Here is a 22,896-nt window from a genome sequence, read left to right as displayed (position 1 = left end):
CCGGCCACGCCGGGGGTGCGGGTGCCCTGGGGCCCCAGTGGTTTGAGGTCCCCATTCACGGTAAGCAAGGGACGCCTGGGCCCCGGCCCGAGGGAGGACCTCCACCATGACCGACCCCCACTCCATCGCCGCTGGCTTCGTCACCCACGAAGTCACCAACCAGCCCCCGCCGCTCGTCTACGACGCCTGGAAGACGGACACCGTCCTGCGCGAAGTCGTGGCCCGTGAGGGCGGCGGCTGGGCCGAGGCCGACCTGGCGAAGTACGGCCCCCTGGTGGGCGGGGAGATGCAGCAACTGGCGGTGCTGGCCAACGAGAACAAGCCGAAGTTCCGCCCGTTCGACCGCTATGGCCACCGCCGCGACGAGGTGGAGTTCCATCCCGCCTACCACCAGCTGATGGAGCTGGGCATGGCCCACGGCGTGTCCGGCTTCGCGTGGCGCAACGAAGCGAAGCCCGGGGCCCACGTGGCCCGCATGGCCCTCTTCTATCTGCACAACCAGGCCGACCAGGGCACCAGCTGCCCGCTCACCATGACGTATGCCTGCGTGCCCGCGCTGCGCCACCAGCCGGAGCTGGCGCGCGAGTGGGTGCCGCGCGTGGCCTCCGCCACCTATGACAGCCGCTTCATCCCCGCGTCCCAGAAGACGGGCAACACCGTCGGCATGGGCATGACGGAGAAGCAGGGCGGCTCCGACGTGCGCACCAACACCACGCGCGCCCAGCCGATGGGCAGCGCGCGCGGACCCGGGCAGCCCTACGCGCTCGTGGGCCACAAGTGGTTCTTCTCCGCGCCGATGAGTGACGCGTTCCTCGTGCTCGCGCAAGCCGAGGGCGGCATCTCCTGCTTCCTGATGCCGCGCTTCACGCCGGACGGTGAGCTGAACGCCATCCGCATCCAGCGGCTCAAGGACAAGCTGGGCGACTGGAGCAACGCCTCCTCTGAGGTGGAGCTGCACGGCGCCTTCGCGTGGATGGTGGGCGAGGAGGGACGCGGCGTGGCCACCATCCTGGAGATGGTCGCGATGACGCGGCAGGACTGCATGATTGGCTCCAGCGGGCAGATGCGACAGGCGCTGGTGCAGGCCCTGCACCACACCCGGCACCGCACCGCGTTCGGCAAGCGACTCGTGGACCAGCCGCTGATGCGCAACGTGCTCGCGGACCTGGCGCTGGAGTCCGAGGCCCACCTGACGCTCACCGCGCGCGTGTCCCGCGCCGTGGACGCCAGCCCCCGCGACGCGAAGGAGGCCGCCTTCGCGCGCATCGCCACCGCCGTGGGCAAGTACTGGGTCTGCAAGCGCACGCCCGTCTTCGTCAACGAGGCACAGGAGTGCCTGGGCGGCGCGGGCTACGTCGAGGAGGCCAACCTGGCGCGCCTCTACCGCCAGGCGCCGCTCAACTCCATCTGGGAGGGCAGCGGCAACATCCAGTGCCTGGACGTGCTGCGCGCGGCCTCGCGCGAGCCGGCCAGCCGTGAGGCGCTCTTCGCGGAATTGCTCGCGGCGCAGGGTGGGCACGCGGCGTACGACGCGGCGACGGCGCGCCTGCACAAGGAGCTGGCCAACACGGACTCCATGGAGACGCGCTCGCGCTTCATCGTCGAGGGGCTCGCCGTCGCGCTCCAGGCGTCGCTGCTCATCCGCGCGGGCAACACCGCCGTGTCGGACGCCTTCTGCGAGTCGCGCCTGGGCGGCGCCCATGGACAGACGTTCGGCACGCTGCCCGCGCACGCGCCGATGCAGGCCCTCATCGAGCGCGCCTTCAACGCGGAGGCGGCGTGATGTGGACGCTCGATGAAGTGCTCACGACGGCGGCGCGGAAGTACGGCCCCCGCGAGGCGCTCGTCACCACGGGCCGGCGCGTCACCTTCGCCGAGCTCGACGCGGCCGTCACCCGGATGGCCGGCCACCTGCAGACGTACGGCGTGGGGCCGGGCGACAAGGTCGCCGTCTTCGGCCGCAACACCATCTCGTGGGTGGTGGGTTTCCTGGCGACGCTGCGGCTGGGGGGCACGACGGTGCCCCTCAACCACAAGCTCGCTCCGCCGGAGCTGGCCTTCATCCTGGGGCACAGCGAGAGCAAGGTGCTGCTCGCCGACAAGGACCTGGCCGCGAGCGTGCCCGACAGCAGCCGTGAGAAGTGCCGCGTCCTGCTGCTCGGCGGGGATGACACGCTCGACGGTGTGACGCTGTTCGGGGCTCCGGCGCCCGCGACGCGCCCTTCGCGGGCCTGTGCCCCCGGCGACGTCGCGGAGATTCTCTACACGTCGGGCACGACGGGGCTGCCCAAGGGCTGCCTGCACTCGCACGCCAACGTCATGTTCGCGGGCATCGCCAGCAGCCTGGCCTATGGCCTGGACCCCACCGACCGCGTCCTGCTGGCGATGCCGGTGTGGCACAGCTTCCCGCTCAACAACCTGCTGCTGGGCAGCCTCTACGTCGGCGCCACGGTGGTGATGATGCCGGAGTACCACCCGCTCGGCATGCTGGAGACGATTCAGCGCGAGCGGTGCACGCTGTTCTTCGGCGCCCCGGTGGCCTTCCTCATGCCCATGCGCGTCGTGCCGGACTTCGACCGGTACGACCTCAGCAGCGTGCGGACCTTCCTGTATGGCGGCGGCCCCATCGACGCGGACACGTCGCGCCTGCTCGCGAAGCGCTACCGCACCGAGCGCTTCTTCCAGATTTTCGGCATGACGGAGACGGGCCCCACGGGCACGTTGCTGCGGCCGGAGGAGCAGGTGGCCAAGGCGGGCTCCATCGGCCGGTATGCCGTCAGCGGCTGCGACGTGAAGGTGATGCGCGACACCGAGACGGAGGCGAAGCCGGGCGAGGTGGGCGAAATCTGGATGCGGTGCCAGTCGATGATGCTGGGCTACCACCGCGACCCGGAGGCCACGGCCGCCGCGTTCCATGACGGCTGGTACCGCACGGGGGACGTCGCCCGCATCGACGCGGACGGCTACCTGTTCATCGTCGACCGGCTGAAGGACATGATCATCACCGGCGGGGAGAACGTTTATTCGAAGGAAGTGGAGGACGCGCTCGCCAGCCATCCGGACCTCATCGAGTCGGCGGTCATCGGCCTTCCGCACACGGACTGGGGCGAGACGGTCGCCGCCGTCCTCGTCCTGAAGCCGGGCGCCACCTTCGACGAGAACAGCCTGCGCGCCCACTGCGAGGCCCGCCTGGCGCGGTACAAGTCGCCGCGCGTCTTCCACGTGGCGGACACCCTGCCCCGCACGCCCTCGGGCAAGGTCATCAAGGTGGAGCTGCGCAAGAAGTACGCGCGGGCGTGAGCGTGCAGAAGTCCACGGCCCTCCCCCGTGCCGCCAGCGGGTGATTGCCGAAGCTTCCGGCGGCGGGGACACTACCGCCGCCATGCGCAAGCTCCTGCTGACCCTCCTCTTCGCTTCGCTCCCGCTCGCCCTCACCGCCTGTGGTGATGACGAGGACAAGACGCCCATCGACGCGACGCCCGAGTCCTGGACCTGGGTGGACGTCCCCGGCACCGAGTGCGGCAACGGCGAGCAGACGGGCATCGCGGTCAACCCCAACGAGGCGAGCACGGACCTCTACCTCTACCTGCAGGGAGGCGGCGCCTGCTGGGACGAGCGGACGTGCTTCGTCCTGCGCAGCGCCAGCAACCTGACCACGGGCTACCAGGCGGCCCAGTTCCAGACCGACAGCACCCGCAACGCGTACATGTTCGACCGGGCGGAGCCGACAAACCCCTTCCGGGACATGTCCTACGTCTTCGTCCCCTACTGCACGGGCGACGTCCACGGGGGCAACGCAGTGCAGACCTACGGCACGCAGCAGGTGCACCACAAGGGCGCCAGCAACGTGGAGGCGTGGCTCCCCCGGCTCGTCTCCACCTTCCCGAACGTGAAGCGCGTGTTCCTCGCGGGCAGCAGCGCGGGTGCGTTCGGCGCGCAGTTGAACTACGAGCGCGTCGCCGCCGCGTTCCCCACGGCCGAGGTGCACGTCCTCGCCGACTCGGGGCAGATGGTGACGCCCGCGGGCACGCTCCTCGACACGTGGCTCACGAACTGGGGCGTGACGATTCCCGCCTCGTGCACCAACTGCGGGACGGACTTCACTCGCTTCCCCGCGTACCTGGCGGACACCTATCCGGAGTCGCGCTTCGGGCTGCTCGCGTGGAGCCGGGACGGCGTGCTCAGCAACTTCTTCGGCTACTCCGCCGCGGACTTCGAGACGCGGACGCTCCAGCTGCTCACGGCGTCGTACGACGGGAAGGACAACGCGAGGTACTTCCTGAAGCGCGGGACGCAGCACACCTTCCTGGGCAGCCTGGACACCACGACCAGCACCACCGGGGTGGCGCTCGAGGACTGGGTCTCCCAGTGGGTAGAGGGCAATGCCGCCTGGAGCAACGTGCTGGAGCCTTGAGCGACGGCGTCGTCAGGTGCCATCCATACACTTCGTGACGGGCCAGGGTGTCCCCGGGTCCGTACGCGGAGATGCGCCTTCATGGAACTCGACCAGGACACCCGACAGGCTGAAGTGCGCAGACGCGTTACCGCGTGGGCCCGGCGGCCCGACACCGAGGAGCTCGTCCCGGAAGTCACGCGGAGCCTCCAGGAGCCCATCGTCTCCCAGGAGCAGCCGGACACCCCGTCCGACACGGCGTGACCCCGCCTTCCCATGGGCCCCCAGTCCTGGCATTGAGGACTTGAGCCTGACGTAGCGTCAGGGTTCATCCTGGAAGCCAGGACGGGAGGACACGGGATGCGAATCGGGGAGCTCGCCAGGCATGCCGGGCTGACGGTGCGGACGCTGCACCACTACGACGCCATCGGTCTGCTCACGCCCTCGACCCGCTCCGAGGGTGGTTACCGGCTCTACGGGCCGGAGGACATCGCACGGCTGCACGCCATCCAGGCGATGCGCCAGCTGGGCCTGTCGCTGGAGGACATCGGCCGGCTGCTGGACGACGGTGGCGGCACCACCCTGCCCGTCATCGTGGAGCAGCAGCTGCGAGCCATCGACGTGCAGATAGAGCAGGCCGAGAAGCTGCGTGCGCGGCTGGGCATGCTCCAGGCCAAGCTGGCGACCGGAAGCGTGCCGGACATGGACGACTGGCTCGCCACCATCCGGATGATGACCACCTGCGACAAGTACTTCAGCGCCGACGAGCTGAAGACCATCTTCGGCAACTGGCGGCGCATCTACACCGACTGGGCGGCGCTCATCACCGACGTGCGGCGGACCATGAAGGCCGGCGTTCCAGCGGACAGCCTGGAGGTGCAGCCCCTCGCGCACCGCTGGATGACGCTGATGGGCATCTGGATGGATGGGAACCTCGACCTCATCTACCGGTGGGGCGAGATGTACAGGCGCGAGCCGTCGGCGCTGACCGGCAAGGGGCCCGACCTGGGCATGGTGGCGTACATGGACCGGGCCATCCAGCTGCGCATGGCCGCGCTCGGACGGCACCTGAGCATCGACGAGCTGCTACGCCTGAAGCAGGTGCCGCCCGAGGCCTGGGACACGCTGGCGGGCTCCGCGGCGGAGCTGATGCGACAGGGCGTGGCACCCGGCGCCTCCCGGGCGCGAGCGCTCGGGAAGCAGTGGCTGGGCCTGCTGGAGCGCGTGGCGGACCATGACGCCGTGCTGTTCGACAAGCTGCTGGCGGCCTACTGCCAGGAGCCGCTGGTGGCCGCCGCGTCGGTGCGCGAAGAGGCGGTGCGGCAGTACCTGCAGCGCACGGTGCAATCCGTGCTTGACCCTATCGCAGCGTGAGGCTGGAGGCTCCGTTCCCAAGGAGTCAGAGACACCATGACTACGAATCCAAGCGGCCCGCCACGCGCCGGCCTGTTTCAAGACCGCAACTTCAAGTGGATGCTGAGCGGCAGCATCATCTCGATGCTGGGCGACCAGTTCACCATCATCGCCCTGCCGTGGCTGGTGCTGATGATGACCGGCGACACGCTGGTGCTGGGCCTGGTGCTCGGGGTGATGAGCGTGCCCCGCGCGGTGTTCATGCTGGTAGGCGGCGCTGTGGTGGACCGGTACTCGCCCAAGCGGGTGCTGATGTGGACCAAGCATGTGAGCACGGTGCTGCTCCTGGCCCTGGCCGCGCTGGTCTTCACCGGAAACATCTCGACGGGCTCGCTCTCCCTGCTCGCGTTCGGCCTCGGCCTGGCCATGGCCTTCAGCATTCCGTCGGGCACGTCCCTGCTGCCGCACGTGATTCCGGTCCAGCAGCTCCAGGCCGCCAACGGCATCGTGCTGGGCCTGCGTCAGCTCTCCATGTTCGCGGGCCCCCTGCTGGCCGGTGGGCTCATCGCCGCGTTCGGTGATGGCCACAGCGAGCGCGTGTCGGACACGCGGGGATTGGGCATCGCCTTCCTGTTCGATGCGGTGAGCTTCGCCGTGTCGGCGTGGACGCTGTCGCGGGTGAGGACCCTCGCTCCGGCGGACCGCACCGGGGCCCCGGCAGGTCAGGCGGTATGGCAGTCGGTGATGCAGGGCCTGAAGTGGTGCTGGAACGACCGGGACCTGCGCACGTGCTTCCTCTACTGGTCGGCCGTCGCGCTGCTGATTACAGGGCCCATCCAGATTGCGCTGCCGGTGCTCGCGAGCCGGCTGCCCGGCTCGAGCGCGGCGGGGTTCGGCCTGCTGATGGGCGCGCACGGCGCGGGCACGCTGCTGGGGATGGGCGTCGCCGGCGCACGGCCCGGCATGCGGGCCCGCAACCTGGGCACCACGCTGCTGCTGGTGGACGGAGTGGTGGGCCTGCTCTTCATCCCCATGGGGCTGGTCACCGCGCTGTGGCAGGGCGCCTCGCTGCTGCTGGCCATCGGCCTGCTGAGCGGGTTCATGCACGTGGCCGTCTTCACGTGGATTCAGCGCCGCGTGCCGCCCGCCATGCTGGGCCGCGCGATGAGCATCTTCATGTTCATCTTCATGGGACTGGCGCCCATCTCCGCCGCGGTGACGGGCTGGCTGATGCGGGGCGTGACGCTGGAGCAGGTGTTCGCCGTCAGCGGAGGCTGCCTCGTGGCGGTGGTGGTGGTGGCGATGGCCACCTCGCGCATCCGCGACATCTCGGAGGCGCCCACGCCCGCCGCCGGGAGCTGAGCCGGGCCGCGCGGGGGCGGGGTCTTCATTTCACGCGTCCGCCGGCTTCCCCTCCGAGGACACGCGCCGGAGCAATTCGGCCGTGGGCCGGTCCGCGGGGAAGAAGGACTCGATGGCGAGCTCGGACAGGGTGATGTCCACGGGCGTGCCGAACACCGTCGTCGTGCTGAAGAGCGACAGCAGCCCGAAACGCGTGTGCAGGCGCAGGGGCACGACGACGCTCACCGGCTCATGCGCGCCGTGTCCCTTCGGCCAGGTGCCCCCGCCAGGAGGGGGCATGGCGCGCAATTCCTCATGGAGCGCGGCGAGCCGCTCGTCCGCGGTGACGTCCACCTGCCGGTGCAGCCGGCCCAGCACGTGGTTGCGCCACTGCGCGAGGTTGGCGATGTGCGGCGCCAGGCCTTCCGGGTGAAGGCTGAGCCGCAGCACGTTGACGGGAGGCTGGAGCAGCTCGGGTGAGACGCCCTCCAGGAGGAGCCCCACCGCGCTGTTGGCGGCCACCAGCGTCCAGTATCGGTCCACGGCCAGGGCGGGATACGGCTCGTGGCCGGTGAGCACCAGGTCCACCGCTTCGCGCGCGGCGTCGAGCTCGGGCTGGTCCAGGCCGGTCTCCGAATAGACGGGGGCGAAGCCTCCGGCGACGAGCAGCGCGTTGCGCTCGCGCAGGGGGATGTCGAGCTCCTCCGCGAGGTGCAGCAGCATCTCCCGGCTCGGCTTGCTCCGGCCGGTCTCCATGAAGCTGACGTGGCGGGCGGACACCTCCGCGCGCAGCGCCAGGTCGAGCTGGCTGAGGCTCCGGCGCTGGCGCCAGGTGCGCAGCAGCTCTCCGACAGGACGGCTCTGGGTCATCATGTCCGGAAACATAGAAGCGCGGGGTAGGGCCTCCAATTACCTCGGACGTAATTGAGACCGGACAGCGGGAAGCGCAATTTGGGTTCATCACGACGGCGGAACACGAATCGCCGCCGCTCGTGCCTACCCGCATTGCGAGGACCCGCACATGACTGCTCTCTCTTCTTCCAAGTCCCTGCTCGGCCGCACCCTGCTCCTGGATGGTGTCGTCAGCGGTGCCACCGGCGCACTGATGTTCCTGGCGGCCTCACCGCTGGCGTCCCTGCTGGGCCTGCACGAGCGCCTCTTGCGCGTGGCCGGCTTCAGCCTGCTGCCCTTCGCCGCGCTGCTGGTGTTCCTCGCGGTGCGGCCCACGGTGTCCAAGCCGCTCGTCTGGGGCATCCTCGTGGTCAACGTGCTGTGGGCCGTGGACAGCTTGCTGCTGCTCACGACGGATTGGGTGGCACCCACCACGCTGGGCTACGCCTTTACCGTGTTCCAGGCCGTGGCCGTCGCGGGCTTCGCCGGGCTCCAGTACTTCGGCCTGCGCGGCGCGAGCACGGTGGTGCACGCCTGAGATGACGTGGGCCCAGGAAGAAGGCGGCGCCCCCGTGAGGGAAAGCGCCGCCTCGTGAGTCGACGGATGCCCTGGCGGACTACCCGGCCAGCAGCGCCGCGCCGATGATGCCGCTGTCGTCGCCCAGCTCGGACTCGGTGATGAGCAGGCCCTCGCGCGACACCTGGGACGACCAGCTCTGCACGCCCTCCACCACGCGGCGCCGCAGGCCCACGCAGTGGGTCAGCACGCCGCCACCCAGGATGAGCCGCGCCGGGTTGAGCACCGTCACCTGGTTGGCCACCGCCAGGGCGAGGAACTGCGCGGCCCGCTCGTACACCTCGCGCGACGCGTCTTCGCCGGCCTCCGCCGCCTGCTCCAGCGTCACCGGCGTCACCCGCGCCGGGTCGCCGCCCGACAACTCCACCAGCTTCGGAGAGCGCCCGGCCGCGAGCAGCTCGCGCGTCTGCGCGATGAGGTTGTGGCCCCCCGCGTACGCCTCCAGGCAGCCCAGCTCACCGCAGCCGCAGCGCCGCCCGCCGGGCACCACCTTGATGTGGCCCAGCTCGCCCGCCACCCCGCCCGCGCCGTCCAGCAGCTTCGCGTTGGCGATGATGGCGCTGCCCACGCCCGAGCCCACGAACACCACCAGCAAGTCACTCGCCCCGCGCCCCGCGCCGGCCTGCAGCTCGCCCCAGGCCGCGGCGGCCAGGTCGTTCACCACACGCACCGGCTGGCCCAGCCGCGCGGTGAGCATCTGCCCCAGGGGCACGTTGCGCCAGCCCAGGTTGGGAGCGACCGACAGCACGCCCGAGTCCTTGTGAATCTGGGCGGCGGCGCCCACCCCGCACGCGCTCACCGGGACGCCCGCGCCCTTGACCGCCGCGGCCGCGGCATGGGCGATGGTCTCCACCACCCCGGCGGGACTGCGCTCGGCCAGGGCCACCTTCGCGGAAGCCAGCATCTTCCCGCCGCCATCCACCACGGCGGCACGGGCAAACGTCCCTCCCAGGTCGATTCCCAGCGTCGGCATCGGCGACATTCCTTTCTCAGCCCTTCAGCCTGGACACCAACGCCGCGACCAGCGTCTCCACTTCCTTCTGGCGCGCGTCGTCCTTCAGCTTCCCTTCCGGCGTGAAGGCCTCCATCGCCTTCGGCAGGTGCACCTGGGCGGGGAGCACGTGCGCCCCCGTGGAGGACAGGACCTGCCGCAGGTGCGGCTGCATGCGCGAGGTGCCGAAGACGCCCGGCGTGGCCCCCATCATCGCCACCCACTTCTCCTGGAACAGCCGCCCCGGCGGACGGGACACCCAGTCGATGGCGTTCTTCAGCCCGCCCGGAATGGACGAGTTGTACTCCGGGCTGGAGATGATGAGCCCCTGCGCCTTCCCCAGCCGCTCGCGCAGCTCGGTGACGGGAGCCGGCAGGCCCGCCGCCTCCACGTCGCCGTCGTAGAAGGGCAGGTTCAGCGCCTTCAGGTCCACCACGTCCACCTCCGCCCCGAGCGAGCGGGCGTGCTGGACGGCGACCTCCAGGAGCTTGCGGTTGAAGGCTCCGGTCCGGAGGCTTCCGCTCACGGCGAGGATGTGCGGGCCGGCCATCTCAGCCCCCCACTTCCTTCTGCACCTTGGCCACCGTGCCCTCGATGAGCGCCTGGATTTCCTTCAGGCGCTCCGGCGTGTTGGCCTCGAAGCGCAGCACCAGGATGGGCTGCGTGTTGGAGGCGCGGATGAGTCCCCAGCCGTCGGGGAACGTCACGCGCACGCCGTCCACGTCGATGATGTCGTGCCCCGCCGCGCGCAGCGTCTCCGTGGCGCGCTTGACCATCTCGAACTTCTTCTCCTCCTTCGTGTCGAAGCGCAGCTCCGGGCTGGCGTACGTCTTCGGCACGTCCGAGAGGAGCTCGGACAGCGGCTGCTTCTCGTTGGTGAGGATTTCGAGCAGGCGCGCCGTGGAGTAGATGGCGTCGTCGAAGCCGAAGTAGCGGTTCTTGAAGAAGATGTGGCCGCTCATCTCCCCGGCCAGCTCCGCGTGCTCCTCCTTCATCTTCGACTTGATGAGCGAGTGGCCCGCCTTCCACATGATGGGCCTGCCGCCGCGCTTCGCGATGTCGTCGTACAGCGTGTAGCTGCACTTCACCTCGCCGACGATGGCCGCGCCCGGGCTCTCCTTCAGCACGTAGCGGCTGAAGAGCACCATGATCTGGTCGCCCCAGAGGATGTTGCCCTTGTCGTCGATGACGCCGATGCGGTCGGTGTCGCCGTCATAGGCGATGCCCACCTCGGCCTTCTCGCGCTTCACCGCCTCGATGAGGTCCTCGAGGTTCTCCACCACCGTCGGGTCCGGGTGGTGGTTGGGGAACGTGGCGTCCATCTCACAGAACAGGGGCACCACGTCGAAGCCCATGGCCTCGAACAGGGGCACCGCCACCGCGCCGCCGGTGCCGTTGCCGGCGTCGATGACGATGCGCATCCCCTTGCGGCCCATCTTCACCGTCTGGTGGATGAAGTGGTTGTACGAGGTGATGATGTCGTAGGGCTCCACGCGGCCCTTCTTCGAGCCCACCTCGAAGTCCTTCGCCTCGATGAGCTTGCGGAGGGCCTGGATTTCGTGGCTGTGGAAGGTGGTCTTCCCCGCGCCAATCTTGAAGCCGTTGTACTCGGGCGGGTTGTGGCTGCCGGTAATCATGGCGAGCCCGTCCACCGGCAGCGTGTTGGCGGCGAAGTAGGTCAGCGGCGTGGGCACCACGCCCACGTCGAGCACGTTGAGGCCGGTGGAGGTGAGACCGGCGCAGAGGGAGTCGCGGAAGCGCGTGGACGACTCGCGGCAGTCCCGGCCCACGACAATCGAGCGTCCGCCCTGGCGCCGGATGATGGTGCCCAGGCCCTTGCCCAGCAGCTCCACCACTTCGGCGGTGAGGTCCTTGTCGACCAGACCCCGGATGTCGTACTCGCGAAAGATATGCGTGTTCATGAAGGTGTCCCCGCCCCCGGGATGCCAGAGGGCATGGCAGAGGGCGGCGGACTCTACACGAGCACGGGGCCGGGCGGCACAAGCCTCAAGGCCCGGGCTGACTCCTGAACGACTCGGCCCCCCGGGGCTCCCGGCCGTACGCCTCCCCGGGGGCCAGCGGGGCGAACCACCAGAGGTCCAGGGCCCTCATCCCCGCCGCGTCGAACAGGCCCACCTCCGTCCGGAGGGGGTCCACCGCGAGGTCGAAGGTCATGTGCTCCCCCGGCGCCAGCGTGCACGGGGACAGTTGGGGGGCAAAGGGCACCCGGGTGTCCGCCGAGAGGCGCAGGCCGTCCAGCTTCGCGGGCTCGCTGCCCCGGTTGTAGAGCTGCACCCACCAGGCGCCGGAGGCCCTGCGCCCCACCCGGTCGATGACCAGGGGGCCCTGCCCATGCTTCTCCAGCGCGTCCAGGTGGGCGAGCAGCCAGGCGCGGCGCTCGCGCACGAAGCGGCGCAGGTAGTTCGCGCTCTCCGCGGCGTGCGCGGGGCTGACGTACTTGTCCGCGACGTGGCCGTCCTTGTCCGGGAGGATGAAGGGGGCCAGCAAGGCGTGCATCTTGTCGATGCGGGCGCCCAGCTTCTCCTCGGTGAGGCGCGTGTCGAGCAGCTCGCGCATGCGGTGGAGGTACTGCGCGCGCAGCTTCGGGTCGTCGAGGATGCGCGTGGTCAGCGTGCTCCACGTGGGCCGCATGTCCGTGTAGCCCAGGTCATCCCGGCGGTGGACGTAGAGCTCGTAGACCTTGGGGTCGTACCCGCTGAAGCCCGGGTGCGGGTAGTCCTCCTTCACGCCCTGTTGGATGTGCGGCGTCTTGCGGTTGTAGAGGCTGAGCGCGTTGTTCAAGTCCCACGGGACGAACGTCCACTTGCCCGTCTCGCGGCTGTAGACGAGGTAGCTGCGCGCGTCCTGGTGTGTGTGATTGACGATGAACGAGTCCAGCACCATCCAGGTGATGTAGTCGTCCAGCTCGACATTCTTTCGCGCGAAGGCCTCGAAGCGGTCCGGCGGCGTGCGGTTGAGCCCGTCCAGGAAGGTCCACAGCCTGTCCCAGGGCTCCTTCTCGTTCGTCTTCTTCTCCCAGTCCTCCATGTACGGCTGCTTCGGCGGCGGCCTCAATTCACAGTCGTGCATGCCGCAGCGGTAGATGTCGCCGTCGTCGTCCAGGCCGTGCGCCGCGAGGAAGTCCTTGGTGATGGACTCCACCTCCACGTAGACGCCCTCGTACCCGCCATTGAGATACAGGTGGACGTACCGGACGCGAGGCACCTCCAGGCCCAGGCTGGCCGCGGTGTCGTACCAGAGCTTCTCCGTGAGGTAGCCGCCGTCCTTGTACGCGGCGAGCAATTCGATGCGCTTCACGCCCTGGAAGCGGTCCTCCTTGTCGAAGTGCACCTGCCAGGGCTTCTTCACCTCGTAGCGGGTGGAGCGGCCGCGGTAGCTCAGGTCCACCGCGTACGTGCGCCCGTCCGCTGCGAAGGAGGCCGGCACCTCGTAGTCCCGGTTTTCGATGTTGTCGTTCAGCGCCTGCAGGTGCTCGGGCGACACCGTGAGCCGGTACTCGGGGATGGACGTCTGGAGCGCGGGCCAGTCGGGCGGCGGCGGCTTCGTGGGGCCCGCGTCCGGCGTGCCCGAGTCCGGCGCGCCTGAATCCGGCGTGCCCGAGTCGACCATCCCCGCGTCCTCCTCACCGGAGGTGCCGGAATCCGGAGCCCCCGCATCGGGAGGACCCGCATCAGCCGAGGGCCGCTCGTCCTGGCCCGCGTCGTCCAGCGGAGTGTCTGGCGTTGGAGGATTCGAGGACGCGCTTCCACACGCGCCCAGCAGCAACAGCATTCCAGTGAGGAGGGCAAAACGTTTCATGTCGCCTGGGTGCGAGAGCAATTCGCACGCCAGGGCGATTGGCCCGCGTCTTGCCAGCGAAGGCGAAGCGCGGGGGGCTACAGAGGGAAAGGCTTTGCCCCGACACGGGCGGTGGCCCGCTCAGGCAGGAGCCCCGGAGGACAGGGACAGAGTCGCCGGGGCCACACCGCGCCGCAGCTCCTGGACGTGGCGCAGCCAGGAGACGTTGAGCGGGTCCAGGGCGAGCGCCTGGGAGTAGCGCGAGAGCGCGGCGCGCAGGGCCCGCTGGGCCTCCATCGCGTGGCCCTGGGTGAAGAGGGTGCGGGCGCGGGCCTCAGCGTCGGGACGGGCGGCCAGCCAGGCGCGGCGCAGCGGCTCGACGGCCTCGTCCGTGAGGCCCGCGTCGACGCAGCGCGCGAGCCCGGCGAGGTTACGCCGGACGGCGTCGAAGCCCGCGCGGTTCAGCGGCTCGCCCAGGGTGCGGCGGGCGGCCTCCACGCGCTGGCGCAGGGACTCCAGCGCGCGGCGCTGCTCCACGGGCAGCTTGCGCTGGCGGAAGCCGTCCAGGCGGCGCAGCGCGGCGCTGGCGCGGCGGCGCACCTCGTCGAAGTCCGCGTTCGGCGGCGCGCCCAGCAGGGCGTACGGGTCCTTCGCCACGCCCGCGGCGCGCGAAAGCAGGCGGGCAAGCTCCGCGTCCGGACGGAGCGGGGCGGGCCGCTGCCCGCTCGCGAGCGCCTGTGCCAGCAACTGGAGCAGCGGCTCACCGGGCTCGGCGTACTGCACGAAGATGCCGGCGGCGACGTTCCAGACGCGGGCCTCATCCTGGGTGACGTGACGGACGACGTCGCACTCGCACACCACCGTGCGCCCGGCGAAGCTCAGCTCCACCGGCACCCGCGCGGCGAGCGGCGGCAGCGTCCCCAGCGACGCGGCGAAGAAGCCGTCCGTCGTCACGTCACCGGCGTCCACGGAGACCAGCCCCGACGCGGCATCCAGCCCCACGCGCACGCGCAGCCCGGCGGGCGCGGGGACACACGGTGCGGAGACCTCCAGCACCCGCGCGGCGCCATGCGCGGCCTCGCGCAGCGCGAGGTGCAGCGGCGTGGCCCCGTCCGCGGGAATCGGCTGCCCGAAGATGGAGATGCTGGCATTCATTCCCGGGGCCGCCATGGAGGACAGCAGGGGAATGGGATGCGGGAGGATGTCCCACGGCACGCCCGTGTCGGGGAATGGCGCGGACACGACGGCGGGCGGGCCCTCCACCAATTCGTCCACCACGACCTCGATGTCGGCGAGCGGCTCCTCCTCGTCGGCGAACGGAGAGCGCGGCTCGGCCGCGGACGTCAGGCAGCTCGCGAGCGCCTCGCGGAAGGCGCGGGCATCCGGGAAGCGCTCGTCGGGGCGCTGGGCCAGGGCGCGCAGCAGCACGGCGGACAGCGCGGTCGGCACGCCGGGGTTGAGCAGGTGCGGCTGCGGCGGGGTCAGCTCGCCCACGCGGCCGAAGCCGAAGGGCAGGCGCCCGGTGACGAGCAGGTAGCCCACCACGCCCAGCGCGTACAGGTCCGCGCGGCCGTCCACGGCCTCGCCGGACCACTGCTCGGGCGCGATGAACGCGGGCGAGCCCACCACCATGCCGCACGCGCGCTCCTCCCTGGAGAGGCTGGCGCTGAGGACGGCGCTGGCGCCGAAGTCGAGCACCTTCACCTGCCGCTCGCCGCGCTTGTCGCGGGTGAGCACGAGGTTGTCGGCGGACAAATCACAGTGCACGAGCCCACGCGCGTGCGCGGCCTCCACGCCCTCCAGCGCCTGGGCGAGCAACTCCACGGCCTCCACCGGCGCCAGCGGCATGGGCAGACGCGAGAAGGGCTCGCCATTCGCGTACTCCATGAGCAGGCACGGCAGGCCGCCGGGGCCGGGGCGCGCGTCGAGCACGCGGGCCACATGGCGGTGCGTCAGCTCGCGCAGGGCGCGGGCCTCCGTGTAGAAGCGGGTGCGCATGGCGGGCCGCGCGGCCAGGTGCGGGTGCAGCACCTTCACGGCGAAGCGGTGCGCGGAGGGAAGGTGCTCGGCGAGGTACACCGTGCCCAGGGCCCCCGCGCCCAGCCGGCGCTTCAGGACGAGCGGCCCGTGCCGCTGCCCTTCCAGCGACACTTCCGCGGACGTGGTGGAGGCAGCCTGCTCGGCCGGGCAGCGAGTCCCAGCCGGATGAGCCACCGCGCAGTGCTTGCATGCCATCGAAGCCACCTCGTTGCGCCCCGGAAAGCGGGGCGGGCGGCGTCGGCTCTGCAACCTTCGTGCAGCCCCCCTTCGTCCATGAGTGGACAGGACAACCTCCCGGGAGAACGAGAAGCGCGGGTGTGCGGGTCCGAACGCACCCGTAATTCTTCCAGGGCCCAAAGCGAAGATTCTCCCGCGCACATCCGCGCCATCCCGGCGCTTCCGAGGGCTGTCACCCCCGCCTGCTACTCCGGTACTGACGGGAGGCCTTCCATGTTCGTCCATCACCCCGGCCGTCGCGGCTGTAGCACCCACAGGCACAGCGGCCGGCCCCGCACCCTGCTCATCCCGCTCCTGGCCGTCACCGGATGCGGCACGTTGAACCTGAAGGAGATGCCGCTGAGCGAGCTGGACAGCGGCGCGTTTCGCTACCGCTCCGCCTCGCCGCCCTCCTTCACGCCGACGGAGGAGCCAGCAACCGCCGACGGTGGAGACACCGCGGCCCGGGCGAGCCTGGCCGCGAGCAGCGTGAAGCAGAAGCTGGTGCGCGGCGATGCGCTCGTGCAGGTGCTGCAGCGGGCCGGGCTGCCCCTCGCGCACGAGCGGCTGCCCGACACCGCGCCGCTGTCGCCCGAGGACGCGTCGGTCCTGTTCGGCGCGCTGCTGGAGCAACCCGTCACGGTGGCGGGCTTCGGCCCGCGGCTCGTCGCCTCGCGGCTGTTGCGCGAGGTGGTGGAGGGTGACGAGGAGGTGTCGCGCGCGGAGCTGCTGGAGCGCGTGAAGCGCTATGAGCGCCTCGCGGTGCTGCGTCCGGATGGCACCCTGGCCATGGCCCTCACGGGGGCGGCGCGCCAGCGCGTGGGCGAGGTGCAGTGGAGGGAGGGTTCCTTCCGCGCGGGAGGCTTCGTGGTGGGCGCGCTCTACTCGGGGGCCACGGGCGTGTGGCGGCCCGTGGACGCCGCGCTCCAGCGAGGATGGGACAGCCCGGTGCTGGCGGAGGTGCGCGACGACGCCGTGGCACAGGACGGCGCGGAGGACACCTTCATCGAGCTGGTGCTCGCGCTGGGGCAGCTCCTCACGCAGCCGGGAGACAGCCCGTCCGCGCTGGCCCAGCTCCCCGAGGGGCTCGCCACGCTCGTCACGTCCTCGCCCGAGTACCTGGCGCGCTTCCAGAAGCTGACGCGCGGAGAGCAGGTCCGCGAGCTGTCGAAGCTGAGCGCCGCGCTGCTGTGCACGTGGGGCACGGTGGTGGGCACCCCGCGCACGCTGGCGGCGCTGGGCCGGGGCTGGGAGGCGCACCGCGTGCCGGTGGTGTCGCTCGCGGAGGACGGCACGCTGGTGGTGGAGCGCGTCGCGGTGCCGGTGGGCCGCGCCGTCACCGTGCTGGGCGACGGGCCGGGCGCTGCCGCCGTCCTGCATCTGGAAGCCTCCCTGTCGGAGCCCCGCCGCAAGCCCGAGCCGGTGGGTGGACCCGGCAGGTGGGGACCGTCGCGCGAGCTGCTGTCCCCGCGCGCGGCGCGCTACCAGGAGCACGTCGCCGGTCACCCCGCGAGCGAGGCGTACTGGCTGGGTGAGCCGGGACGGAAGGACGCCACGCAGTTCGACGGTGTCGCGGAGGGCATGCTGCTGGAGGCGCGGGGGCCGGGCTTCGCGAGCCGCTTCAACGATGACTTCACGCCGAAGCCCTGGTTCGCGCGGTGGGGCGCGAAGGCGCTCGTTGAAGCAGCGCGGAAGCAGCAGCAGGCGGCGCTGGCTGCGGGAGCACGCGTCCGCTGGCAGGTCGCCGAGGAGAAGGCGGCGCGCGCCTTGCGGAAGCTGTTCGACGGCGCGCAGCTCGACGAGGTCGAGGTCCTCCACACGCCCGCGCCGTGAAGCGCGGGCCGTGGGGAGTCGCTCGCGGCGCTACACGTACTTCGTCATCTTGCGGGCCTTGAGGGCCTCCACCACCTTGCGCACGTCCTGGCTCTTGTCCTTGGGCACCACGAGGACGGCGTCGCCGGAGTCCACCACCACCACGTCGGTGAGGCCCACCACGGCCAGCGGGCGCTTGTCGGCGAGCACCACGCAGTTCTTGCAGTCCACCACCACCGCGGCGTCACCGGACACCACGTTGCCGTTGGCATCCGCGGGGCGCACCTCGGGAATGGCGGCGAAGGAGCCGACGTCGGACCAGCCGAAGTCGCCCGGAAGCACGGCGATGTTGGAGGCCTTCTCCATGACACCGTAGTCGATGGAGATGGACGGCAGCTTGGGGAACACCTTCTTCAGCACGGACGCGAAGGTGCGCTTGCCCGCGGCCTTGCGCAGGGCGTCCAGCCCCTTCTGCATCTCCGGCATGTGCTTCGCGAAGGCCTCGAGGATGACGTCCGCGCGGAAGACGAAGATGCCGCCGTTCCACAGGTAGTCGCCGGAGGCGAGGTAGCCCTTCGCCGTCTCCAAATCCGGCTTCTCCTTGAAGGCCTGCACCTTGCGGCCGCCGCCCTCCAGGGCGTCACCCACCTGGATGTAGCCGTAGCCCGTCTCCGGGTGCGCGGGCTTGATGCCCAGCGTGACGATGTGGCCCGCCTCGGCGAGCTTCGCGGCCTCGGCCAGGGTGCGCTTGAAGCCGGGCACGTCCGCCACGTGGTGGTCGGAGGGCAGTACCACCATGACGCCCTTCGGGTTGCGCGCGGCCACCTGCACGGCGGCCAGGGCCACGGCGGGGGCGGTGTTGCGCGCCACCGGCTCCACCAGGATGTTCCCCTTCGGCAGGCCCTTCACCAGCTTCGCGGCGGCCTTCGCGTGCAGCGGGCCGCAGACGATGAAGGTGTCCTTCACCGAGGCGAGCCCCTTGAGGCGCGCGGAGGTGTCGGTGATGAGGGGCTGCTTCGAGGCCAGCGGCAGGAACTGCTTGGGGCGCGCCTGGCGGGACAGCGGCCAGAAACGGGTGCCGGAGCCACCGGCCATGATGACGGGGTAGAGGGCCATGCGGATGTCGAACTCCTGAGGGCGCGCGGGTCCGTGCCGGCGCCGATGGCGGCGCAACATACCGTTTCGGCCCCTCGGGAAAAGGGGAACGCGCCGCCCGGGGCCTCTTCCCGGCCTGGAGCGTCCGACGGCAGCCTGCCTGCTCCCCGCCCGGGGAGACTCCGAATGTAGGTGAGAGTTTTGACCGGTCCCCAAAAAGCCAGTCTCATGCCGCGCTGTTGGACTTCCTCAAGGCCAGATCCACCGGGCTGACGCTCCTCCTCACCGTCGCGCTGGCGCTGGGGCTGTCGCTGGCACCGGTACCCGAGTCGCTCCGCCCCGTCCCGAGCCTGCAACGCAGCGGCCCGCTCGGGCCGAAGCTGGTGGCGCTCGTGCTGCCGGCGTCGCTGACGGGCAAGAAGCCCGCGCGCCCGCCCCCGGTGGACACGGCGGTGGCGGACGTCCTCCCTCCCGAAGAGGAGGAGCCCGACGCCGGTACGTCCGTGGCGGACACCGTGCCCACCCTGCCCCTCGTGCCCACCACGCCCGGCATCGGCCTGGAGGAGCTGAGCGCCCCCACCCTGGCCCGCGCGCTGGAACTGGAAGCCCTGCGCGAGCGCATGGGCGCCCAGCACGTGGACATCGAGCTGAACTGCCGCAAGTCCGCTCCGGACGGCACGTGCCTGGAGGACGGGCTCGCCCCCTTCACCCGCGCGCTGGCCGACCTGCGCGCCGACACCCGCCGCACGCCGGTGCGGGTGGTGCATCTGGGGGACTCGCTCGTCGCGTCCGACCACATCACCGACATGGTGCGCGACCGCCTCCAGGAGCGCTTCGGCGCGGGCGGCCGCGGCTTCCTCTTCATCACCCGCCCGGCCAGCGCCGGCCGCTGGACGCGCTCCGGGCGCGGCTCGGACGGCTGGGAAATCGCGCGGCTCGTGGACACGAAGTGGCCCCGCGACAGGGTGGGCTGGACGGGCGTGGCCTTCACCTCTGGCGGCGGCGCGCAGAGCACGCGCTACGACGTGGAGGGCTCGCGGGTGGCGGAGCTGTTCTTCCTCGCCCAGCCCGCCAGCGGCTCCGTGCAGCTGTCGGTGGACGGCAAGCCCGTGCAGCGCATCCAGACGCGCGGCTTCTCCAAGACGAAGTCCGAGGCGGCCTTCGCCCGCGTCTCGCTGCCCGAGGGCGCGAAGACGCTGTCGCTCACCACGTCCGGCAAGGTGGAGCTGCACGGCGTGTCGCTGGAGACGGGCACGCCCGGCGTCGTCTACGACACGGTGGGCCTGCTGGGCGGCATGGCGGAGGTGTACCTGCGCGCCCAGCCCGCCGCCTTCCGCGCGCAGCTACGCCAGCGCAAGCCGTCGCTGGTGGTGCTGATGGTGGGCGGCAACGAGGCCTTCTTCTACTCGCGCGAGCGCACCACGCTGGACCAGGTGCGCCAGCAGATGAAGGACCTCATCGCCCGCGTGCGCGCCAACGTGCCGGACTCCGCGTGCCTCGTCATGTCCCCCATCGACGCGGGCGTGCGCACCCTGAGCGGTGACGTGATTCCGCGCCGCGGCTCCAAGGAAGTGGGCGACATCTTCCGCGAGGAGGCCCGCGCGGGTGGCTGCGCCTTCTACGACGCCTTCACCGCCATGGGTGGCGAGGGCTCCGCGATTCGCTGGCTGGACGAGGGGCTGATGCTGGAGGACCTCGTCCACCCGCGCGTGAAGGGCTCGGACCTGCTGGGCCACCTCTTCGACCTGTCCCTGCAGCGCGTCTTCGCGAAGTCGCACGCGCCGCTGGTGGCCGTGGCGGACCCGCCCGGCTTGCAAGGCGCGGACGCGGCGCTGGTGAAGACCTTCGAGCGGCTGGGCCGCCGCGAGGCCGGCGAGTCCATGCGCGTGGGAATCGCCCAGCTCGGCGCCTCGCACACGGCCTCGCACTACTTCACGGACGCGGTGCGCGAGGTGCTGACGAAGCGCTTCGGCGACGCGGGCCGGGGCTTCATCGCCGCTGGCAAGCCGTCCCCGCGCCTGGAGACGGCGCACGTGGCCCGCGAGCTGGAGGGCGAGTGGACGGTGGAGGACGCGCTGGACGCGGCCCCCGGCGGCCTCTGGGGCCTCACCGGCGTCCGCGCCGTAGGCGCGCCCGGCGCGAAGCTGCGCATCCAGTTCTGCAAGGGCTGCCCGGACGCGAAGACGCCCGCGGGGCGGCTGGACCTCTACACGCTGGACGTGCCCAACGCGGGCGCGCCGGACATCCTCGTGGACGGCCAGCCGGTGCCGCCGGACGCGCCGCTGCCCGAGCCCCTCGCCGCGCCCACCGTGCGCATCCGCTCCTTCCCCGTCAGCGGCCCCGCGCACACCGTGCAGGTGTCCGCGCCGGCCGACAGCGGCGTCACCGTGCTGGGCGCCGCGCTGGAGCAGGACACGCCCGGCGTGGTGCTGGACGCGCTGGGGCTGCCCGGCGCCACCGCCTTCACGCTGCGGGACATGGACGCGGCGGCGGTGGACGCGCAGCTCACCTCGCGCCGGCCTGACCTGCTCGTCTTCTGGTACGGCACCAACGAGGCCGGCAAGGCGGACCTGGAAGCGGAAGGCCTGCGCCGCGACTACCCCGCCCTCATCGCCCGGCTGCGCAAGGCCACCAACGCGGAGTGCCTGCTGCTGGGCCCCACGGACCGGCTGGAGCAGGACGCGAATGGCCAGTGGCACGAGGCGCCCGCGCTGGCCTCGGTGTTGAGCACGCTGCCCCAGGTGGCGAAGGAGGCGGGCTGCGCGTACTGGTCTCCGCGCGCGGCCATGGGCGGAGAGCGCGCCATGCTGCGCTGGCAGCACGCGGAGCCGGCGCTGGGCCACGCGGACGGCGTGCACCTGACACAGGAGGGCTACGCGCGGCTGGCGGGCGCCTTCGTGCGCGACTTCCTCGCCGCCTACGAGCTGCACAAGAAGGCCCAGCCCACCGCGCGCGTGGAGGACAACTGACGTGCTGTCCCACAGCCTCCAATACCTCGCCTTCGTCGTCGTGGTGTTCGCCACCTACTGGGCGGTGCATCGCCAGTACTGGGGGCGCATGGCCGTGCTGCTCCTGGCGAGCGTCTACTTCTACGCCGTCTTCACGCCCTTCCCGCTCCTCATCTTCCTGGCGGGCGTCACGGTGGACCACCTGTGCGTGAAGGGCATGGCCCGCGCGCAGTCGCAGGGCGTGCGCAAGGCGCTCGTCACGCTGTCCATCGTCAGCAACCTGGGACTGCTGGCGGGCTTCAAGTACCTGGAGCTCTTGCGGCAGACGATGGTGTCGCTGCTGGCGCCGCTGGGCATCGGCGTGCGGACGGAGCCCTTCCACCTGCTCTTGCCGGTGGGCCTGTCCTTCTTCGTCTTCCAGGCCATCAGCTACACGGTGGACGTGTACCGGGGGAAGGCGAGCGCGGAGCACTCGTTCATCGAGCACCTGCTCTACATGCTCTTCTTCCCACGCGTGGTGAGCGGCCCCATCGTCCGCGCGTCGGAGCTGATGGCGCACTTCCGCGAGACGCCGAGCCTCACGCCCGAGCAGGGCGGCCATGCGCTGTTCCGCATCGCGGTGGGCCTGGTGAAGAAGCTGGTCATCGCGGACGTGCTGGGCAGCGCCCTCGTGGACCCCGTCTTCGGCGCGCCGGAGAAGTACGCCTCCGCCGAGTGCATCGTCGCCGCGGTGGCCTACACCTTCGAGCTCTACTACGACTTCTCGGGGTACTCGGACATCGCCATTGGCGTGGCGGCGTTGTTCGGCTTCAAGTTCCCGGAGAACTTCAACCGCCCGTACCTGGCGAAGAACATCGGCGAGTTCTGGAACCGGTGGCACCTGAGCCTGTCCACGTGGCTGCGGGACTACCTGTACCGGCCGCTGGGCGGCAACCGCGTGTCGAAGCCGCGGGTGCTCTTCAACCTGATGACGGTGATGGTGCTGGGCGGCCTGTGGCACGGGGCGGACTGGCGCTTCGCCGTCTGGGGCGCGGTGCATGGAGTGGCGCTGGGCGTGTCGCGCTGCTGGGAGTGGTGGGTGGGCAAGCCGGAGTCGCCGGGCATCCCCCGCGTCGCGCTGGGGATGTTGACCACCTTCACCATCGTGGTGCTCACGCGTGTGGTGTTCCGCGCGCCGGACATGACGCACGCGGGGGAGTTCTATGCGCGCATGATTGAGGGCGTGCCCGGCATCGCCAACGTGAGCCCGCTGGTGTGGGGCATGCTGGCGGCGGCGGTGTTCTTCCACGCAGTGCCGCTGAAGCTCTACACCGTGTCGTCGGAGCTCTTCGTCCGCATGCCCGTGCCGGTGCGCGCCGTGGCCCTGGTGCTGCTCGGCCTGGGCATCCGCCACCTGTCCTCGGTGGAGACGCGCCCGTACGTGTACCTGCAGTTCTAGCGC

General features: G+C 71.0%; 17 protein-coding genes. 10 read left to right on the top strand and 7 right to left on the bottom strand.

What is annotated here, in order from left to right; all coding sequences use genetic code 11:
• Nucleotides 1–106: 106 nt before the first annotated feature.
• The 6 genes from G4D86_RS17520 (at nucleotide 107) to G4D86_RS17495 (ending at nucleotide 7,108) form a co-directional block, all read left to right on the top strand.
• On the top strand, nucleotides 107–1,783 hold the full coding sequence (locus G4D86_RS17520; RefSeq protein ID WP_163995088.1) for an isovaleryl-CoA dehydrogenase: 1,677 nt from the start codon (nucleotides 107–109) through the stop codon (nucleotides 1,781–1,783).
• Nucleotides 1,783–3,300 (top strand): class I adenylate-forming enzyme family protein, encoded by a 1,518-nt coding sequence (locus G4D86_RS17515; RefSeq protein ID WP_163995087.1) that lies wholly within the window; start codon nucleotides 1,783–1,785, stop codon nucleotides 3,298–3,300. Before G4D86_RS17520 ends, G4D86_RS17515 begins: the two co-directional genes overlap by 1 nt.
• 82 nt (nucleotides 3,301–3,382) lie before the next feature.
• The gene (locus G4D86_RS17510; protein ID WP_163995086.1) at nucleotides 3,383–4,414 is read left to right on the top strand and encodes a pectin acetylesterase-family hydrolase; all 1,032 of its coding nucleotides are present in this window, start codon (nucleotides 3,383–3,385) and stop codon (nucleotides 4,412–4,414) included.
• Between the two features lie 81 nt (nucleotides 4,415–4,495).
• On the top strand, nucleotides 4,496–4,657 hold the full coding sequence (locus G4D86_RS17505) for a hypothetical protein (protein ID WP_163995085.1): 162 nt from the start codon (nucleotides 4,496–4,498) through the stop codon (nucleotides 4,655–4,657).
• 96 nt (nucleotides 4,658–4,753) lie between these two features.
• The gene (locus G4D86_RS17500) at nucleotides 4,754–5,767 is read left to right on the top strand and encodes a MerR family transcriptional regulator (RefSeq protein WP_163995084.1); all 1,014 of its coding nucleotides are present in this window, start codon (nucleotides 4,754–4,756) and stop codon (nucleotides 5,765–5,767) included.
• A 36-nt stretch (nucleotides 5,768–5,803) separates the two neighbouring features.
• Entirely contained in the window at nucleotides 5,804–7,108 is a 1,305-nt protein-coding gene (locus tag G4D86_RS17495) for an MFS transporter (RefSeq protein ID WP_163995083.1), read from the top strand.
• Nucleotides 7,109–7,138: 30 nt separating this feature from the next.
• On the opposite strand, the gene G4D86_RS17490 is transcribed toward G4D86_RS17495, so the two are convergent.
• Nucleotides 7,139–7,960 carry a helix-turn-helix domain-containing protein gene (locus G4D86_RS17490; protein WP_163995082.1) on the bottom strand — a complete coding sequence of 274 codons (822 nt, stop codon included), beginning with the start codon at nucleotides 7,958–7,960 and terminating at the stop codon, nucleotides 7,139–7,141.
• Nucleotides 7,961–8,108: 148 nt separating this feature from the next.
• On the opposite strand from G4D86_RS17490, the gene G4D86_RS17485 reads away from it, so the two are divergent.
• A complete protein-coding gene (locus G4D86_RS17485) occupies nucleotides 8,109–8,516 on the top strand; it encodes a hypothetical protein (RefSeq protein ID WP_163995081.1) in 408 nt (135 codons plus the stop codon).
• Nucleotides 8,517–8,595: 79 nt separating this feature from the next.
• Here the strand turns inward: G4D86_RS17485 and G4D86_RS17480 are convergent, their stop codons facing one another.
• The 5 genes from G4D86_RS17480 to G4D86_RS17460 form a co-directional block, all read right to left on the bottom strand.
• Nucleotides 8,596–9,528, bottom strand: coding sequence for an ROK family protein (locus tag G4D86_RS17480; RefSeq protein ID WP_163995080.1), 933 nt, complete (start codon nucleotides 9,526–9,528; stop codon nucleotides 8,596–8,598).
• 16 nt (nucleotides 9,529–9,544) lie between these two features.
• On the bottom strand, nucleotides 9,545–10,096 hold the full coding sequence (locus G4D86_RS17475) for an NADPH-dependent FMN reductase (protein WP_163995079.1): 552 nt from the start codon (nucleotides 10,094–10,096) through the stop codon (nucleotides 9,545–9,547).
• A gap of 1 nt (nucleotide 10,097) precedes the next feature.
• Complete coding sequence (locus tag G4D86_RS17470) at nucleotides 10,098–11,468, bottom strand: phosphomannomutase/phosphoglucomutase (protein ID WP_163995078.1); 1,371 nt, start codon at nucleotides 11,466–11,468, stop codon at nucleotides 10,098–10,100.
• An 85-nt stretch (nucleotides 11,469–11,553) separates the two neighbouring features.
• Nucleotides 11,554–13,365: a CotH kinase family protein gene (locus tag G4D86_RS17465; RefSeq protein ID WP_163995077.1), complete on the bottom strand. Its 1,812-nt coding sequence runs from the start codon at nucleotides 13,363–13,365 to the stop codon at nucleotides 11,554–11,556.
• 120 nt (nucleotides 13,366–13,485) lie between these two features.
• Nucleotides 13,486–15,579, bottom strand: coding sequence for a serine/threonine-protein kinase (locus G4D86_RS17460; RefSeq protein ID WP_163995076.1), 2,094 nt, complete (start codon nucleotides 15,577–15,579; stop codon nucleotides 13,486–13,488).
• Between the two features lie 255 nt (nucleotides 15,580–15,834).
• Here G4D86_RS17460 and G4D86_RS17455 point away from each other — a divergent pair, with 255 nt between their 5' ends.
• On the top strand, nucleotides 15,835–17,433 hold the full coding sequence (locus tag G4D86_RS17455; protein WP_163995075.1) for a Tox-REase-5 domain-containing protein: 1,599 nt from the start codon (nucleotides 15,835–15,837) through the stop codon (nucleotides 17,431–17,433).
• A 30-nt stretch (nucleotides 17,434–17,463) separates the two neighbouring features.
• Here G4D86_RS17455 and G4D86_RS17450 read toward each other — a convergent pair whose 3' ends face one another.
• A complete protein-coding gene (locus G4D86_RS17450) occupies nucleotides 17,464–18,528 on the bottom strand; it encodes a mannose-1-phosphate guanylyltransferase (RefSeq protein ID WP_163995074.1) in 1,065 nt (354 codons plus the stop codon).
• A gap of 218 nt (nucleotides 18,529–18,746) precedes the next feature.
• Here G4D86_RS17450 and G4D86_RS17445 point away from each other — a divergent pair, with 218 nt between their 5' ends.
• Together G4D86_RS17445 and G4D86_RS17440 are read left to right on the top strand one after the other, a co-directional pair.
• Nucleotides 18,747–21,476, top strand: a complete 2,730-nt coding sequence (locus G4D86_RS17445; protein ID WP_163995073.1) for a GDSL-type esterase/lipase family protein — start codon at nucleotides 18,747–18,749, stop codon at nucleotides 21,474–21,476.
• A gap of 1 nt (nucleotide 21,477) precedes the next feature.
• Complete coding sequence (locus G4D86_RS17440; RefSeq protein WP_163995072.1) at nucleotides 21,478–22,893, top strand: MBOAT family O-acyltransferase; 1,416 nt, start codon at nucleotides 21,478–21,480, stop codon at nucleotides 22,891–22,893.
• The last annotated feature ends 3 nt before the right edge of the window (nucleotides 22,894–22,896 follow it).

This window comes from Pyxidicoccus caerfyrddinensis, assembly GCF_010894405.1.
GTDB lineage: Bacteria > Myxococcota > Myxococcia > Myxococcales > Myxococcaceae > Myxococcus > Myxococcus caerfyrddinensis.
Note: the sequence above shows the minus strand (reverse complement) of the source record. Positions and strands in the feature narration are given on the sequence as shown.

Coding starts and splice junctions, on each gene's coding strand:
- G4D86_RS17490 (WP_163995082.1), bottom strand. CDS start 7,960: ATGATGACCCAGAGCCGTCCTGTCGGAGAGCTGCTGCGCACCTGGCGC.
- G4D86_RS17515 (WP_163995087.1), top strand. CDS start 1,783: ATGTGGACGCTCGATGAAGTGCTCACGACGGCGGCGCGGAAGTACGGC.
- G4D86_RS17510 (WP_163995086.1), top strand. CDS start 3,383: ATGCGCAAGCTCCTGCTGACCCTCCTCTTCGCTTCGCTCCCGCTCGCC.
- G4D86_RS17485 (WP_163995081.1), top strand. CDS start 8,109: ATGACTGCTCTCTCTTCTTCCAAGTCCCTGCTCGGCCGCACCCTGCTC.
- G4D86_RS17505 (WP_163995085.1), top strand. CDS start 4,496: ATGGAACTCGACCAGGACACCCGACAGGCTGAAGTGCGCAGACGCGTT.
- G4D86_RS17465 (WP_163995077.1), bottom strand. CDS start 13,365: ATGAAACGTTTTGCCCTCCTCACTGGAATGCTGTTGCTGCTGGGCGCG.
- G4D86_RS17520 (WP_163995088.1), top strand. CDS start 107: ATGACCGACCCCCACTCCATCGCCGCTGGCTTCGTCACCCACGAAGTC.
- G4D86_RS17500 (WP_163995084.1), top strand. CDS start 4,754: ATGCGAATCGGGGAGCTCGCCAGGCATGCCGGGCTGACGGTGCGGACG.
- G4D86_RS17470 (WP_163995078.1), bottom strand. CDS start 11,468: ATGAACACGCATATCTTTCGCGAGTACGACATCCGGGGTCTGGTCGAC.
- G4D86_RS17460 (WP_163995076.1), bottom strand. CDS start 15,579: ATGGCATGCAAGCACTGCGCGGTGGCTCATCCGGCTGGGACTCGCTGC.
- G4D86_RS17455 (WP_163995075.1), top strand. CDS start 15,835: ATGTTCGTCCATCACCCCGGCCGTCGCGGCTGTAGCACCCACAGGCAC.
- G4D86_RS17480 (WP_163995080.1), bottom strand. CDS start 9,528: ATGCCGACGCTGGGAATCGACCTGGGAGGGACGTTTGCCCGTGCCGCC.
- G4D86_RS17450 (WP_163995074.1), bottom strand. CDS start 18,528: ATGGCCCTCTACCCCGTCATCATGGCCGGTGGCTCCGGCACCCGTTTC.
- G4D86_RS17475 (WP_163995079.1), bottom strand. CDS start 10,096: ATGGCCGGCCCGCACATCCTCGCCGTGAGCGGAAGCCTCCGGACCGGA.
- G4D86_RS17495 (WP_163995083.1), top strand. CDS start 5,804: ATGACTACGAATCCAAGCGGCCCGCCACGCGCCGGCCTGTTTCAAGAC.